Origin of the sequence: Propionigenium maris DSM 9537 (assembly GCF_027925155.1) — a bacterium.
Lineage (GTDB): Bacteria > Fusobacteriota > Fusobacteriia > Fusobacteriales > Fusobacteriaceae > Propionigenium > Propionigenium maris.
In genome coordinates this window covers 41,578-56,519 of record NZ_BSDY01000020.1, presented here as the reverse complement: position 1 = coordinate 56,519, position 14,942 = coordinate 41,578, and the positions used below count along the sequence as shown (strand labels likewise).

Annotated in this window: 14 protein-coding genes, 1 pseudogene and 1 riboswitch; of the genes and pseudogenes, 1 reads left to right on the top strand and 14 read right to left on the bottom strand. The window is 41.8% G+C overall.

Translation table 11 applies throughout. The features are described 5' to 3' along the window. Both QMG11_RS15735 and QMG11_RS15730 read right to left on the bottom strand, forming a co-directional pair. Positions 1 to 196: pseudogene (locus tag QMG11_RS15735) on the bottom strand (SPFH domain-containing protein); the annotation flags it as partial. 4 nt (positions 197 to 200) lie between these two features. Then, positions 201 to 611, bottom strand: a complete 411-nt coding sequence (locus tag QMG11_RS15730) for an NfeD family protein (protein WP_281837263.1) — start codon at positions 609 to 611, stop codon at positions 201 to 203. A gap of 264 nt (positions 612 to 875) precedes the next feature. After that, positions 876 to 1,057, top strand: a riboswitch (Lysine riboswitch). A 100-nt stretch (positions 1,058 to 1,157) separates the two neighbouring features. Between QMG11_RS15730 and QMG11_RS15725 the strand changes: the two genes are divergently transcribed. Further along, positions 1,158 to 2,639, top strand: a complete 1,482-nt coding sequence (locus QMG11_RS15725) for a Na+/H+ antiporter NhaC family protein (protein WP_281837262.1) — start codon at positions 1,158 to 1,160, stop codon at positions 2,637 to 2,639. A 185-nt stretch (positions 2,640 to 2,824) separates the two neighbouring features. On the opposite strand, the gene QMG11_RS15720 is transcribed toward QMG11_RS15725, so the two are convergent. The 12 genes from QMG11_RS15720 to dxs all read right to left on the bottom strand — a co-directional run bounded on the left by QMG11_RS15720 (position 2,825) and on the right by dxs (position 14,941). Then, complete coding sequence (locus QMG11_RS15720) at positions 2,825 to 3,598, bottom strand: MerR family transcriptional regulator (protein ID WP_281837261.1); 774 nt, start codon at positions 3,596 to 3,598, stop codon at positions 2,825 to 2,827. A gap of 133 nt (positions 3,599 to 3,731) precedes the next feature. Beyond that, positions 3,732 to 4,349, bottom strand: coding sequence for a LytTR family DNA-binding domain-containing protein (locus tag QMG11_RS15715; protein WP_281837260.1), 618 nt, complete (start codon positions 4,347 to 4,349; stop codon positions 3,732 to 3,734). Then, entirely contained in the window at positions 4,349 to 5,899 is a 1,551-nt protein-coding gene (locus tag QMG11_RS15710) for a hypothetical protein (RefSeq protein ID WP_281837259.1), read from the bottom strand. Before QMG11_RS15710 ends, QMG11_RS15715 begins: the two co-directional genes overlap by 1 nt. Positions 5,900 to 6,090: 191 nt before the next feature. After that, entirely contained in the window at positions 6,091 to 6,471 is a 381-nt protein-coding gene (locus QMG11_RS15705; protein WP_281837258.1) for a hypothetical protein, read from the bottom strand. 14 nt (positions 6,472 to 6,485) lie between these two features. Next, positions 6,486 to 7,355: a dihydropteroate synthase gene (gene folP / locus QMG11_RS15700; protein WP_281837257.1), complete on the bottom strand. Its 870-nt coding sequence runs from the start codon at positions 7,353 to 7,355 to the stop codon at positions 6,486 to 6,488. Next, a complete protein-coding gene (locus QMG11_RS15695; RefSeq protein ID WP_281837256.1) occupies positions 7,355 to 8,176 on the bottom strand; it encodes an NAD+ synthase in 822 nt (273 codons plus the stop codon). Before QMG11_RS15695 ends, folP begins: the two co-directional genes overlap by 1 nt. Before the next feature lie 142 nt (positions 8,177 to 8,318). Further along, a complete protein-coding gene (gene ylqF, locus QMG11_RS15690; protein ID WP_281837255.1) occupies positions 8,319 to 9,242 on the bottom strand; it encodes a ribosome biogenesis GTPase YlqF in 924 nt (307 codons plus the stop codon). Between the two features lie 47 nt (positions 9,243 to 9,289). Then, the gene (gene rsmI / locus QMG11_RS15685) at positions 9,290 to 9,994 is read right to left on the bottom strand and encodes a 16S rRNA (cytidine(1402)-2'-O)-methyltransferase (protein WP_281837254.1); all 705 of its coding nucleotides are present in this window, start codon (positions 9,992 to 9,994) and stop codon (positions 9,290 to 9,292) included. 140 nt (positions 9,995 to 10,134) lie between these two features. After that, positions 10,135 to 11,451, bottom strand: a complete 1,317-nt coding sequence (locus QMG11_RS15680) for a S41 family peptidase (RefSeq protein ID WP_281837253.1) — start codon at positions 11,449 to 11,451, stop codon at positions 10,135 to 10,137. 10 nt (positions 11,452 to 11,461) lie between these two features. Further along, positions 11,462 to 12,262: a TlyA family RNA methyltransferase gene (locus tag QMG11_RS15675; RefSeq protein ID WP_281837252.1), complete on the bottom strand. Its 801-nt coding sequence runs from the start codon at positions 12,260 to 12,262 to the stop codon at positions 11,462 to 11,464. A 32-nt stretch (positions 12,263 to 12,294) separates the two neighbouring features. Beyond that, on the bottom strand, positions 12,295 to 13,122 hold the full coding sequence (locus tag QMG11_RS15670) for an HD domain-containing protein (RefSeq protein ID WP_281837251.1): 828 nt from the start codon (positions 13,120 to 13,122) through the stop codon (positions 12,295 to 12,297). After that, a complete protein-coding gene (gene dxs / locus QMG11_RS15665) occupies positions 13,115 to 14,941 on the bottom strand; it encodes a 1-deoxy-D-xylulose-5-phosphate synthase (RefSeq protein WP_373877240.1) in 1,827 nt (608 codons plus the stop codon). The genes QMG11_RS15670 and dxs overlap by 8 nt, the downstream gene beginning before the upstream one ends. Between the last annotated feature and the right edge of the window lies 1 nt (position 14,942).

The window sequence follows — 14,942 nt, the reverse complement described above, 5'->3', positions numbered from 1 at the left end:
CCACTACCTGCTCCTTCAGGGACACCCTCTTAGCTACTCTGTCGATAAATGGGATTGTAATGTTAAGTCCCACCTTCCATGTGCTGAGATACGCTCCCAGCCTCTCAATTACATATGCCTGAGACTGAGGTACAATCTTTACGTTGGTTACTACTACTACTACAATAAGCAATAGCAGTGGAAATGCAAAAAACATATTATCACTCCTTTTCTAATATTAATTTTATTCCTTCTATTCTGAGCACCTTAGCTCTGCTTCCCTCTGAAAGCTCCTCTTGACATATAGCCTTCCAGTGCTTTCCATCGAGCTTCACCTCGTAGTTTCCGTCCTTTAGTACCCTTTCAATAACAACTATCTGACCAATTATCCTGTCCTCCAGCTTATACTCCCTCTTGGAGAGTATCCTCTTACTGAGGGGTCTTGTCACTATTAAAAAGAAGGTACTCAGGGCTATAAAGAGATAGATCTGATTTAAGGGGGATTCTATAAACCTGGCTGCCAGGGTTAGTATTCCCGCTGCCAGTGCAAACCATATGGACACCAGACCAGGAGCAGATAGCTCTCCTATTACAAATACAATGGTCAGTGCCAGCCAAATATATCCTTCCATTACCTTCACCTGCCTTTTATAAGGAAGTATATAGTATAGGACCTCAAAACTCAATACTTTTTTACTTTTGTTTGCTCTTCCTTCAGGATTTTTCAACACTTTATAAGATCCTCTTCATAAAAAAAATAAAGTTTCCATCTTTTTTATGTTTAATGGGCAGTATAGTCCGCCCTTATTGAAAAACACACTCTCTCAGAAATATTATTTTTCATTCAGATTTGACACATTAGTTTTTTTTTAGTATACTAACATCAACTTATATAATTCGAAGATAGAGGTCGCAAACTTTATCAGTAATTTATCGGAGCTCAGGCAGAGCTGTGAGGATGGATGAAAGGAACGTTTGCCGAAGATGAAAGCAGTGCCTACTGCTGATTCTGGGAGTATGGATAATATCTATACTACTGTCATTAAACTAATCGGTTTAATGGGGTGCTGTCGGTGTTCTGACTATGATTTTTTAGAGCTGCCGTGTGCACACGGTGGCTCTTTTTTATTTGATTAGTATCTTCGAAAATATTTAAATTTTTTAGGAGGATATTTTTTATGAATTTTAACGCTTTAATGAAGATTTCGCCGGTGTTTGTAATGGCGGGGATGATGATATCAGGTTTTGATGTTCTCATTGCTGCCCCTATCGCTACTATCTATGCTGCTGTTGTAGCTGCTTTTACAGAGAGACTTTCCTTCAAGGAGATCCTTGATTCTGGAATAGATAATGTTAAGGAGATGCAGATTGTATTCTTTATCCTTATGGCTGCCTATGCCATGGCTGAAACATTTATGTCTACAGGAGTGGGAGCTTCTATAATTTCCATCTCCCTTTCCCTTGGAATCACAGCTCAGTCTGTGGCTGTAGTTGCTCTGATGGTTTCTGCTATTCTTTCCATAGCTACTGGAACAAGCTGGGGAACCTTTGCAGCATCTGCTCCGATCTTCCTCTGGTTAAACCACATCCTTGGGGGTAACGTTCTTCTTACTTTGGCTGCTATTGCAGGGGGATCTTGTTTTGGAGACAATATCGGACTTATCTCAGACACTACAGTTGTTAGTTCAGGAATACAGGGTGTTGAGGTAATTAAGAGAATAAGACACCAAGGAGTATGGTCTGCTATGGTTCTTGTTCTGTCAGCAGTTGTTTTCTACCTTGTTGGTCTCTTTATGGGTCTTCCATCACACTCTATAGAAGCATCCACTGCAATCTCACAGATTCCTGCAGAGGTATGGGAAGCACTGGCAAATGAGAGGGCTTCAGCAGTTACACTTCTTGAGCAGGTACAGGCAGGAGTTCCAGTATATATGACTCTTCCTCTTGTTGTGGTTCTTATACTGGCTGTAAGAGGACTTCCTACACTGGCTTGTCTCTTTGCAGGTATAGCTTCATCCTTTATCTTTGGTAGAATTGCAGGTACAGTAGGTGGAGCTCAGGAGTTTCTTGACCTTATCTACACAGGATTTGAAGATGCAGGTTCATGGGTTATTATAATGATGATGTGGGTTGCTGCCTTTGGTGGTATCATGAAGAGAATAGATGCCTTCAGACCCCTATCAAACCTCGTGGTGGCTCTGTCTAGAAATGTTAGACAGCTTATGTTCTACAACGGTATCCTTTCGGTTCTTGGAAATGCTGCCCTTTCCGATGAGATGGCTCAGATCGTTACTGTGGGGCCAGTTATCAGAGACCTTGTGGAAAAGAATGTAGAGGGATCCGAGGAAGCTCTGGAGACTCTGAGACTTAGAAATGCCACATTCAGTGATGCCCTTGGAGTATTTGGTTCTCAGCTTATTCCTTGGCATGTATATGTTGGATTCTTCATCGGTATTGCAAATGCCATCTACCCACTACATCAGTTTGTAGCTATAGATCTTATAAGATTTAATATAATGGCAGTTATAGCAGTATTTAGTATTCTCTTCCTTACCCTTACAGGTCTGGACAGATTTATACCACTATTTGCCCTGCCATCGGATTCAGAGGTTTCCCTGAGAAAGGAACCTGCAGCTAAAGAAGTTTATCAGAATGCATAAAAAGCAACGGGACATTGCATCCTTATAATCAATTGGAGCATTAATTACTTCACGTAATTTTTTTATAAATTCTATACTTTCCTTGGTAATAAAAAAGCAGCTCAGATGAGCTGCTTTTAATTTACTCTCTTTTAAATTCAAGGCCTTCGTCTCTCTTCCCTGAATCTTCTCTATAGTTTTACTCTTTAGTTTCCCAAAATCTTAACAACAAGTTTATTTCTTACCTCAGACTTTAGAGCAGTCTGAGATATACTTCTTAGAAGAAAAAACTCATTCTTAACCTTGATCTTATGCTCTATAGTATAGAGCTTAATCAGAAACATTATCTCCTCTAAAGACTCATCCTGGGAGTACTCATAGGTCACATATCTTCCACCCTCAAGGGTCCTCATAGCTTCCTGAGCTCCTCCACATTGATCGTTATGAAGAACCAGGGTTCCAGTTGCTCTTCCATCCTCTCTCAAAGTAAATCCATACCTGTCCCCTGTGGAATCGAGATTTTCCTGACTCCACTTGATGAGTTTCAGAGCTTCCAGCTCCTTCATCTCTTCCCTGGCAACCTCTGTCCACACAAACTTCTGCTCCTCCAGGGTTTCTATGCTTATCTCTCCATCCTCTATCCCTGAACTATTATTTTCAAGGCTTTTCATCCATCTATGGGTTACACCTATACTTCTCTTCAGCCTGTTAAGTTCCTCCAGCTGACTTTTATAGTTTTCAACCAGTATGCTCTCCACACTCTCTACCGAGCTACCATCTAAAGTTTCTTGTATCTTATCCAGAGAGAAACCTACCCTCTTCATAAGAAGAATTTTTTTTAGCTTTAAAAACTCCCTCTCTGAATATATCCTCTTTCCTCTCTCCTGCGATGCTGGCTTCAATAAACCTATCTCATCATAGTATCTCAAAGTTCTTGGTGTAATATCTAAAGCTCTGCATACCTCTCCTATTGAACACATTTCTCTCACCCCTCTTCTATCTTCGTTACCTTAAGTTACCATTATTTTACACAATTTTTACACGATATATTGTTTTTTGAATGGAGAGGCTGTTTTCTTGTATAAAAAAACCATATCCCTGTGCGGGATATGGTTATGGTAATTTCTTCAGTACCTTGGAGCTGAAATACAGTTTTGCGCCGCTTTCAAGTTTTAAAAACTCCTCCTCCAGATTGAGGTACTTTATCTTGGACAGATTTACAATTGTACTCCGGTCTACCCTGAAGAAGTTGCTGTATCTTCCCAGCTCATCCTCTACCTCCTTGAGGGTTCTGCTCAGAAGGATCCTCTCACTGTTTTCCAGGAATACACAGGTTTTTCTCTCTGCCTTCTGAAACTCTATATACTCTATGAGATTCTCAGGGGCATATATCCTGTACTTGGGGCTAGGACTCCAGTTGTCCCTTCTCTGCTCCGCTGCTATCTTTATCTTCCTGTCCACCTCTTCATACCTCTCCTTGGGCAGATAGACGTAGTAGAAGCCTAGCTCCCTTATCCTGTCTATATGATCCACCCGGATAACATCCTCATAGATTATAAGAGGAGGACGGTTAGCCATTTCTTCTATTATTTCCACTACTCTGTCATCTAAACTCTCCACTATGAGGATCTCAAACCTTTCAACCCTGGAATCCTTTATGTGGAAGATCTCATTTTCCGAATACTCCTGAAGGATAGAGTGATAATCAATATCTCCTATATATCCTATCATTAAGATCCCCCTCCCTTGAGCTGCTTCTCTAGAAGGATCCTCTTCTTCAGCTCCCTTCTGTAGAGAACCTCATACTTCTTCTCACCCTCCTTGGGAACATCTGAGAGTTTATTAAGCACCGAATGGTAGTAGAGGACCTTTTCCAGGAACTTTCTCAGACTCTCCACCTCTTTTTTTATGGGGATTATCTTAAAGGCCCCCTTAAAGGATACCCCTATCATCCTTCCCTCCCTCTCTATAAGAAGGTCGTGGGATCCTGTGAGGGTTCCGTCCCTGTACTCTGCCGATTTGATATATGGTATCTTCACCATATCCTCTCTTATCCTCTCAAGGGATCTGGTCATGATGAGCTTATTGAAGAGCCCCTCCCTTATTCCCATTACCCTGTTCTCCCACAGATCCTTTCCGTAGTTTCCAAGGGTGAAGAGGAGAAGTCCTCCAAACATATAGAGGTCTGTTTTTTCCACCTCTGTCATATGTTCATAGGTAAAGAATACCATGCAGAGGAAGAAGACCCTCTTATAAAACTTTATAACTGAACGGTGCTTCTTTCTCTCCTCTAGGCCTATGATGTTGAAGATATAGAGGAGTATTATCAGAAACTGCGAATGCTCGGATATATCAAGGTCTGCAAGCCATACAAATATATAGATTCCCAGCTGGATAAGGGTAGTCTTAAATACCTCTACATTTTCCACACTCTTTTCCAGCCTCTTACCTACCAGAAGATATCCTCCGAATACCAACACTCCCAGAAGAACAAAGAAAACATTTAGATAGTAGGCTGAAAAACTGTAGGATTCCTTGAGGAACTCATAGTACCTGCTGTCTATAGCAACATTTCTGCTTCTCAGCAGGGAAACTATAGCTCCGGCATTTAACCCGGACCAGAGAACCATAATAATATAGTAAATCCTGGAGAGCTTCTTGCTCTTAAAGATACTCATAACCCTTTCAAATATGTAGAGAAAGAGCATGGTATCATAGATTATATAGATGCTGGTAAGTATATTTTCCAGGCCCGTCTCCTTGATAAGGTAGATCCACCTTATATTGAAACGAAGGACCACAAGGAAAGCTATCCTTCTTATATCTCTGTTGGCTATTCCCACTCCCAGACTTATCATAGTAAGGGTTACTATCCAGATGAGGGATTCATAGTAGCTTATGGCAAGCCTCAGCTTCTTGGAGTACTCCCTGGAGTAGGGCTCCGCCTTGAGGAGTATAGTTCCATAGTTCAGTGCCTTTCTCTCCTTCTCCACCTTCCTTTCAAGGATGGCTTCCCCCTCTTTTATAACCTTCAGGGTGTAGCTGCCATTGGGGATATCTGAAAAATAAAAGACATTCTTCTCCACACTGCTCTCAGATATCCTGCTTCCATCCTGATCCAGTAGCTCCAGACTCAGGTCCTTGGTCCAGAGAGAGCTGTCGTCTATATCCCAGTATACCCGACCCCTTATATAGTTCTCAGATATCATGTGGTCACTTCCCTTGATATAGAGAATACCTGTTAAAATAAGGGTCAATATTATATATCCTAAATACTTCATTAAATCTTCCTCCTGTTAAAGACAGATATAAAATTTCATATAGTTTATTATATCCTCCTCCATAGAGTTTTTCAATTTTAAGAGAACAGTTCTTCTCTATCCCCCTTTAATCCTTGGATCACTTCTTTCCTTCCCCAGGGGAAAGTAAAGGGCTCCTGCCACTGGAGCAGGAGCCCTTTACCGAGTTCTTACTACTCTTCCCTAGGCTTATCCATATCACTTAACTTTTTTTCCATCTTCCTTACCCTCTTATGGATCTCATTTATCCTGAATTCCAAAGAGTTTAGGATCCAAAACTGGAAGTGGCTTGCCTTCTGTGCTTCATAGAACATCCAAAGAAGTTTTAGTATTCCCACAAGGATAGCTACCTCTATTGCCAGCTGAAGCTCTATCTTTCTTAAGAGCCCCCCTAGTAGAAGTAGGATACCGATGATGCAGAGAAGTACCGTATTGATTATATTGTTGTGCTTTGTTCCAACACTTCCACCTATCTGTCCAACTATACTTCTTATCCTGTCCTTTTCCCTCTGGAAATCATGCAGCTCCTGTTTTAACTGCTCTTCACCTCTCATCTACCTTCTTCCTCCTAATCCTTTAATCTCATGTTTCTGATGGCATCTGTCACCTTGAGTGCTTTTACTGTTTCCTTTACATCGTGCACCCTAAGGATCGCTGCCCCCTCCCAAGAGGATACCACAGCCACTGCAAGACTGCCTTCCAGTCTCTCATCTGCTGTTGCGTCTAAGATCTCCCCAATGAATCTTTTTCTTGAGGCTCCCACAAGAAGCGGGTACCCCATCCTCTTAAGCTCCTTTATATTTTTTATTATCTCCAGGTTATGGTCCGATGATTTACTGAAACCAACCCCTGGATCTAAAATTATATTCTTCTTTTCTATACCTGCTTCCACAGCCATCTCTATACTCTCAGAGAGCTCCTCCCTGAGATTTTCCATAAAGCTGTGGTAGTGAAGATTATCCTGCATAGTCTTGGGAGTTCCCCTCATATGCATAAGGATACATGGTACCCCTAATCTTGCTGCCACATTGGCCATGTCGGGATCCCCCTTAAAGCCGCTGATATCATTTATAATGTGTGCCCCTGCCTGGATACAGGCCTTGGCTACCCCTGCTTTATATGTATCTATGGAGATTGGTACATCTATCTCCTGAGCCAGCCTCCTTATTACCGGAAGAACCCTTGAAAGCTCCTCCTCCTCTGGCACATACTCAGCCCCAGGTCTCGAGGATTCTCCCCCTACATCTATGATGTGGGCTCCCTCCTCTACCATCTCTTGAGCTCTTCTCACTGCTTCCTCTACTCCGTCATAGGATCCCCCGTCACTGAAGGAATCTGGAGTTATATTTAATATTCCCATTACATAGGTTTTTTCATTAAAGTCAAACTCCCTGCCACCTATAGTCAGGGATTCAAACATCTCCTCTCTCTTCACCATTAGATCCCCCAGTCCCTAGGATAGCAGAACTCTCTTCCTATGGTTCTTCTGGATATCTTGGCTATTAGAGGTAGCTTTCTCTTATACTGGTTTATCTTTATTCTTCTTATTATATTGTCCACTATCTCCTGGTCGAAGCCCTCCTCTAGAAGCTCCTCCCTGGTATATCTTTCATCTATAAACCTGTGAAGGATCCTGTCTGCCAGGTAGTATGAGAATCCAAGCTCGCTTTCATCGCTCTGTCCCTCCCAGAGATCTGCACTTGGCTTCTTCTCTATTACTTCCTTGGGAAGGTCCATCTGCTCGGAAAGCTTCCACACATGGGTCTTATACAGGTCCCCTATGGGATTGATTGCCGACGCCGAGTCCCCAAACTGAGTACTATACCCTAGGAGTACCTCTGTCTTGTTGGAGGTTCCCAGTACAAGTGCTCCCTCCTTAGCTGAATAATCGTAGAGGATAGTCATCCTCTCACGGGCCATCTTATTTCCCTTTCTCATATTTGAGATCTCCGGCTCTAGAGCAAAGTATGCATCCACCATAGGTGTTATCTCTATCATCTTAGTCCTAATTCCAGTAGCTTCAGCTACCCTTTGAGCATCCAATATACTTTCCCTGCTAGAGCTCTTATAGGGCATCATTATTCCCAAAACATTTTCAGGCCCAAGAGCTTTAGCTGCCAGAGCTGCCACAAGGGCTGAATCTATTCCTCCAGATAGCCCCAGAACTACCTTGGAAAATCCTGCTTTTCTTATCTCATCCCTTATAAAATCAAGAAGTACCTCTTCCACTACATTTAAATCTAAGTTCAATTTTTCCATATGTCCCCCAAAACTTTACTCTCTTTAATTTTTGCTGCTATCCAACCCTCCAAGGTTTCATCAAAGGATCTGTCTCAAATAAGTAAATTGAAGTTGAAGGCACCTCCTAGATACCCAAGATTAAGTCGGCACCTTCCTCCTCTTACTTCTCCTCTGTCTCCTGAGCCTCTAGTTCCTTCTTTGCTTCCTCTTCAAAAAGTTCCCTGTCCACACCGAAGTTTCCGAGTTTTTTATTTCTGTAATCTCTCAGGATTGTAAAGGCAGCCTGTTTGGTATTTACCTTGTCTCCCTTTAGCATCATATTCATTCTAAGAGCTATCCTATCCAGGATCACCTCTGGGATCGTCTCAAGCAGATCCTCATCTGTCAGCTTATAGTTGTTCTTGAAGATATAGTCCATCCTGTATCTTCTAAGCTTTGTGATAAGGAGACAAGCCACTTCCTCTATTGGAAGGATGTCATCTCTTATTGCTCCTGCTATAGCCAGGTTGTATCCCACCTCATCGCTTTCAAACTTAGGCCAGAGGATTCCGGGAGTATCTAGAAGTTCCAGTCCCTCCTTGATTCTTACCCACTGTTTTCCCCTTGTAAATCCTGGTTTATTACCTACACCCGCACTCTTCTTACCTACTATTCTGTTGATCAGTCTGGATTTTCCTACATTGGGAATTCCTGCTACCATAAGTCTCGTATTTACCTTTCTGAGACCCTTCTTTTTCATCTTCTCCAACTTTTCCTTGGATACTTTATCTATTATAGCAAATAATTTTTTTACATTAAAGCCTGTTTCTGCACTTAGCTCTATTACCTCATCTGCCATATTATTCTTGATGAAGTACTCCTTCCACAGCTTTAGCTCCGTCTTATTCACAAGGTCTGCTTTATTTAAGATAATTATTCTCTTCTTATTCTTTGAAAACCTTGCTATATCGGGATTCATGCTGGAAATTGGAACCCTCGCGTCCACAAGCTCCAATACCACATCTATTATCTTCATATTTTCCTGGATCATTTCCTTGGTCTTCTTCATGTGACCTGGATACCAGTTTATCTTTGTCATTGCCATTACTATTACTTCCTTTCCTTAGGGGTTATCCAAAATGCTATAAGTTATTAATCTCTTGCGTATTTATTTACCTTTACTCTCTTCTTTTCCTTAACCTCTTCCTTTATCAGAAGTACTATCTCACCCTTTATGGGATTTTCTTCCAGTCTTTCTATGAGCTCAGAAGTAGTTCCCCTGATTATCTCCTCGTAGAGTTTTGTTATCTCCCTTACAATAACAACATACCTGTCTCCAAATATCTCCTTTATCTCCTTTAGAGTTTTCAGGATTCTGTGAGGGGACTCATATAGTACAACTACTCTCTCCTCTTTAGATAGTTCCTTTAACAGGGTCTGTCTTCCCTTCTTCTTGGGAAGAAACCCTTCAAAGGTTATCCTCTTCATGGAGATTCCAGCTACTGAAGCTGCTGCTGTTAATGCACTTACCCCTGCCACAGGCACTACCTTATACCCTTCATTTAAGGCTGCATCTACCACTTCAAATCCAGGGTCCGATATACATGGAGTCCCTGCATCTGTTACAAGGGCTATCTCCTTTCCTTCAGCTAATAGGTTCATTATATTTTCCACCTGGTGACTTTTCGTAAATTCATCGTATCTGTATACCACTGTATCTATCTCAAAGTGGTTGAGAAGTTTTTTAGTTACTCTTGTATCCTCAGCAAAAACATAGTCCACTTCCTTCAGTGTTCTCACTGCTCTATAGGTAATATCTTCTAAGTTTCCAATGGGAGTAGCTACAATATAAAGCATATTTCATCCTTCCTTTTCTCATTTTTCAATAATCTTCTTACTCTAAGGCGTTTCCCTGCAAAATTTCCTCTGATTTTAATCCTGAAAATATTAATTATAAAGAGTGAACCCTAAAAGAGTCCACTCTTCACATCTTGACCTTACTTGGTTTTTCTGGCACTATTCACCATAATGCCCTTTAATATTCCCATAGCTGTCTCCAGCTGAGTATCTCTTATATTGGCGATTCTTTCTGCTTCCTCCTCGCCCTTTATTTCTTTCAGTATCTCCTGTCTGTTCTCCTTTGTCTTCTCCTCATCTACATTTGTGATGAAGCCGTCAAAGAATAGGTAGTCCTCAGATTCCTCTACCCTTACATCTGGCTCTATCCCCTTACCGTGGATAGATGTTCCGTTTGGAGTATAGTACTTTGCTATTGTAAGCTTGATTCCATCCTCATCTGGCAGCGGCAGTATACTCTGCACACTTCCCTTTCCAAATGTTTTTTCTCCAACCAGGATAGCTCTTCCTCTGTCCTTAAGAGCACCTGAAACGATCTCGGAAGCTGAAGCACTTCCCTCGTTGATAAGCACTACCATAGGGAAATCTCCGTAGTATCTTCCCTCTCTCATATATACCTGCTCCTGACCAACTTTACCCTTAACACTTACTACTCTTCCGCTGTCTAGGAACATAGAAGCTATCTTGATAGACTGATCTAAAGCACCACCTGGGTTACTTCTAAGGTCTAGGATCAGTGCCTTCATCCCGTCCTTCTGGAGGTCTATAAGGGCTTTCCTTACATCCTTGAAGACATCCTCTCCAAACTGAGTAAGTCTAAGGTATCCGATCTTATCTTCCTTCATCTCAGACTTAACGTATTTTAATTCAACTATGGCTCTCTCTAACAGGATCTCCTTGGTTTCCTTGGTTCCCTCTCTGTAGATGGTTACCTTTACCTCGGTTCCTGGTTCGCCCTTTAGCTTATTTACAGCTTCATTACTGGTCATCTTATAAGTAGATTCACCATCGATACTTATAATCTTATCCTTAGGTCTTATTCCTGCTTTAAAGGCTGGAGTATCCTCGATAGGTGATACAACAACAAGGGGTTCATCCACCTTCTTCTGTATTACCATTCCTACACCGGCATACTTCCCCTGAATATCCTCCTTGAAACTCTCCATCTCCTCCTTACTGAAGTAAACAGAGTATGGATCTCCCAGAGAATCTATCATTCCTTTTAATGCACCCTGCATAAGCTCCTTCTTCTCAGGTTGCTTTTCCTCATCTCCCACGTGATTTTCAATGATTATATCCATCACATCGGAAAGTTCCTTTAGCTCAGCCAGATTAGAAAGAAATCCTCTATTTGCTCCCTCCTGGCTCTGACTTGTCTTTGTGTTGGCATAGACAAAACTAAAAACCACTATTGATAGTACTACTGCAATTATCTTAACCCTGGTAAGCCGCTTCATAAAATACCCCCTAGTTTTTTAATGTTTTGCCCTTTTCTATCACTTCGTCAATATCGACCTTGCTTTCATTTTTATGGAGTGAAAATAGCGAGATATACTCTACATTTCCCTTACCTCCAGTAATAGGTGAGTAATCGAGCTTCTCTAGGTAGAGGCCGTTCACACTTGCATTTTCCACAACACTCTCTATCGCCATCTTGTGCTTAGCTCTGTTTTTTACTATTCCACCCTTTTCAATATTCTCTCTTCCCACTTCAAATTGAGGCTTTATAAGAGCCATTATTCTGGCCTCTGGCTTCATGAACTTTACCAGATGCTCCAGAACCTTAGTTATGGAAATAAAGGAAACATCCATCACTATATAGTCTACTTTATTTTCTCCCAAATCCTCTAATCTCAGATTTTTTATGTGCATATTTTCAAGGGAAAGAACCCTCTCATCGTTACGCAGCTTCCAGTCCAGCTGATTTGTACCCACATCCACAGCATACACAAACTCCGCACCATTTTGAAGAGAACAGTCGGTAAACCCTCCTGTGGATGACCCTACATCCAGCACCTTCTTACCGTTAAAATCAAGGTCAAATTCCTTTATGGCCTTCTCTAGCTTCAGTCCTCCCCTGCTCACATAGGGAAGCACCTGACCCTTTATCCTTATCTCAGGCTCCTCATCTACCTTTATCTGAGTTCCTGCTTTTTCTATCTTCTGTTCATTTACTATTACCAGTCCGGCCATAATAGCTCTCTTAGCCTTCTCCCTAGTGGGAAAGAAACCCTTCTCTACCAGTAATACATCCAGTCTTTCCTTCATAGAAACTCCTCTTACTACTTTCTTTTATGTCCTTATCTTCTCTCAAATACCCTTCTGTCATCTATAAAGTCTATCATAGGACTTTCCTTGATAAGCCTGATAAACCCCTTCTTCTCCACAGCCTTTATAAGAAGGGCTGTTTCCTTTATCCTCTGGGTAAAGAAGTCATCTCCTATAGCTATCCTGTTGTTCTTTTTATAGTAAGCTATCAGTTGCTTATTATTTTTCAGAACCATCTCCTGCTTGGATCTCTTAAGTCTGTCCTTTATAATGCCAGTGGTACAGTCCAGCTTTTCAGCTATCTCATCGATATTCATTCCATCGATCATAAGCTTTAATATATCGTCTGCCCCTATGGGATTTATCCTGTGGTACTTGGCTGAATATACATCTGCCTTGTGTACGATGGAAGCTTCCCTGGTACTAGGTCTTACCTTTCCCCATCTTCCGTGGTGGGAGATAACTATATGACATATGTTTTTTACAATATCAGGTTTTATCTTCAGACCGGTAGCTTCCTCTACCTGGCTTATTACACCTTCGGTCTCCTTCATTATATACTCTGGTCTTTTGAGCATCATCTGGGAGTGAGACATAACCTCACCATTTATCCTGATGCTCCCCTTACTCAGGTCGTGAACTATTATACCTATTACTATGGCAAAGAAATCTATCTTTGTGCTGGCTCTTCTCATACTTCCAAAATCACGTGTAATTTCATTTCCTGTAACATCCAGCACATCATAGGTATGGGTGGATACCTTTACTCCCTGATCATCCACCAGTTCCATCTGAGTTACCAGAGGATGCTTTAAAAGCTCATCTAAAAACATCCTTGTTTTCTCATTTTTTTTATGCATCTAAACACCCTTCTATCCGCTTGATAAGGCTCTCTCCCCTAAGCCCGTAGATCTCCATGAGCTCTCCTCTTTCTCCATGAGGTATCCTTCCTGTATCCAGCGAAATTTTGTGGATTTTTTTCAAAATTCCATTCTCATTAAAAAATTCGACTACTGAGGTTCCGAAGGAACTCTTTGAGTAGCCCTCCTCTAAAACAAATATCTCATTATATTTCGAAGCTTCCCCTAAGAGAAACTCTGTATCCATTGGTGATATAAAGGCTGCACTTACTATATCCACCTCTATACCCCTCTCCTCCAGCTGAGGCTTTACAGCCAGCAGTTCCTGGAGCATACTTCCAGTTGCTATAAAGAGGTTTTTTCTTCCCTTCCCAGGTTCCTCCTCATAGAGTTTCTTCCACTTTCCATAGGTAAGGGATTTATCCTCCTCCAGATAGAAGCAGGATGCCCTTGGAATCCTTATTACCATGGGACCACTGATATCTCCTGTGGAGAACTCCAGTATCTCCTCCAATTCCCTGCAGGTTGTAGGGGCTACCACTGTAAAGTTAGGTATCCCTGTAAAGAATCCTATATCGTAGATTCCCTGGTGGGTCTTTCCGTCTGCTCCCACTATTCCTGCCCTGTCCACAATAAACCTTACAGGAAGGTTTTGAAGGGAGATATCGTGTATCAGCTGACCATAGGCCCTCTGCATGAATGTGGAGTAGATTGCCACATAGGGCTTCTTTCCAGAGGCTGCCAGTCCACCTGCAAAGGTGACTGCATGTCCCTCGGTTATCCCCACATCAAAGGTTCTCTCTGGAAATGCTTCAAAGGCTCTGGAAAGTCCAGTTCCCTTAACCATCCCGGCGGAGATTGCCATGACTCTTTCATCCTTCCTAGCCATCTCATAGAAGGTATCCCCAAATATCTTTGAGTAGCTGTCACCGCTGCTCTTGGCTCTTCCTGTATCTGCATCAAAGGGTGATATACCGTGAAACTTCTCCTGATTTTCCTCAGCATAGGCATATCCTTTACCCTTATTTGTCTTTATGTGAACAAATACAGGGCCCTCTATCTCCTTGGCTCTTTCAAAGGTCTCTATAAGCTCCTCTAAGTTGTGGCCGTCTATTACACCGATATATTTAAATCCCAGATCCTCTGATATACTTAAAGGGGCTAAAAAGTGCTTTACTGAATGTTCCGCCCTTTTAAGTACACCAGTAAGTTTACTTCCGATCTTTCCCCTGTTTATAAGCTGAGTAACCTCATCCTTTATATTCATATAGGTCTTGGTTACCATAAGTTTTCCAAAAAATTTTGATAGAGATCCAACATTTTCTCCTATGGACATCTCATTGTCATTTAAAACCACTATCAGGTTTTTGACCTTTCCGCCTATATTGTTAAGGGCTTCCAGAGAGTGTCCATTGGAGATAGAAGCATCTCCTACTATTGATATTACCTTGCTCTTCTCATCTCCCACAGCTAGACCACAGGCTGCAGATAGTGCACTTCCTGCATGTCCTGTAATAAAGGGATCGTGATCACTTTCACCAGGATCCATAAAAGGACCTATTCCCCCTAGTTTTCTAAGGGTGTGAAATCTTCCCTCCCTTCCTGTGAGGAGCTTGTGTACATAGGACTGGTGTCCCACGTCAAAAAGTATCTTATCCTTGGGTGAGTCAAAGACCTTGTGAAGAGCTAGGGTCAGCTCCACCACTCCAAGGTTTGGAGCTAGATGCCCTCCATTGGTGCTCACCACATCTATAAGGGTTTTCCTTATTGTTTCTGCCTCTGCCTTGAGCTGTTCTACATCCATCTCTTTTAAATTCATC

What these genes read in the sequence shown, in the direction of transcription:
- ylqF (WP_281837255.1), bottom strand. Translation starts at nt 9,242, where the DNA reads ATGGCAATGACAAAGATAAACTGGTATCCAGGTCACATGAAGAAGACC.
- QMG11_RS15705 (WP_281837258.1), bottom strand. Translation starts at nt 6,471, where the DNA reads ATGAGAGGTGAAGAGCAGTTAAAACAGGAGCTGCATGATTTCCAGAGG.
- QMG11_RS15730 (WP_281837263.1), bottom strand. Translation starts at nt 611, where the DNA reads ATGGAAGGATATATTTGGCTGGCACTGACCATTGTATTTGTAATAGGA.
- QMG11_RS15720 (WP_281837261.1), bottom strand. Translation starts at nt 3,598, where the DNA reads ATGTGTTCAATAGGAGAGGTATGCAGAGCTTTAGATATTACACCAAGA.
- QMG11_RS15715 (WP_281837260.1), bottom strand. Translation starts at nt 4,349, where the DNA reads ATGATAGGATATATAGGAGATATTGATTATCACTCTATCCTTCAGGAG.
- QMG11_RS15695 (WP_281837256.1), bottom strand. Translation starts at nt 8,176, where the DNA reads ATGGAAAAATTGAACTTAGATTTAAATGTAGTGGAAGAGGTACTTCTT.
- QMG11_RS15680 (WP_281837253.1), bottom strand. Translation starts at nt 11,451, where the DNA reads ATGAAGCGGCTTACCAGGGTTAAGATAATTGCAGTAGTACTATCAATA.
- dxs (WP_373877240.1), bottom strand. Translation starts at nt 14,941, where the DNA reads ATGAATTTAAAAGAGATGGATGTAGAACAGCTCAAGGCAGAGGCAGAA.
- folP (WP_281837257.1), bottom strand. Translation starts at nt 7,355, where the DNA reads ATGGTGAAGAGAGAGGAGATGTTTGAATCCCTGACTATAGGTGGCAGG.
- QMG11_RS15675 (WP_281837252.1), bottom strand. Translation starts at nt 12,262, where the DNA reads ATGAAGGAAAGACTGGATGTATTACTGGTAGAGAAGGGTTTCTTTCCC.
- QMG11_RS15670 (WP_281837251.1), bottom strand. Translation starts at nt 13,122, where the DNA reads ATGCATAAAAAAAATGAGAAAACAAGGATGTTTTTAGATGAGCTTTTA.
- QMG11_RS15710 (WP_281837259.1), bottom strand. Translation starts at nt 5,899, where the DNA reads ATGAAGTATTTAGGATATATAATATTGACCCTTATTTTAACAGGTATT.
- QMG11_RS15725 (WP_281837262.1), top strand. Translation starts at nt 1,158, where the DNA reads ATGAATTTTAACGCTTTAATGAAGATTTCGCCGGTGTTTGTAATGGCG.
- rsmI (WP_281837254.1), bottom strand. Translation starts at nt 9,994, where the DNA reads ATGCTTTATATTGTAGCTACTCCCATTGGAAACTTAGAAGATATTACC.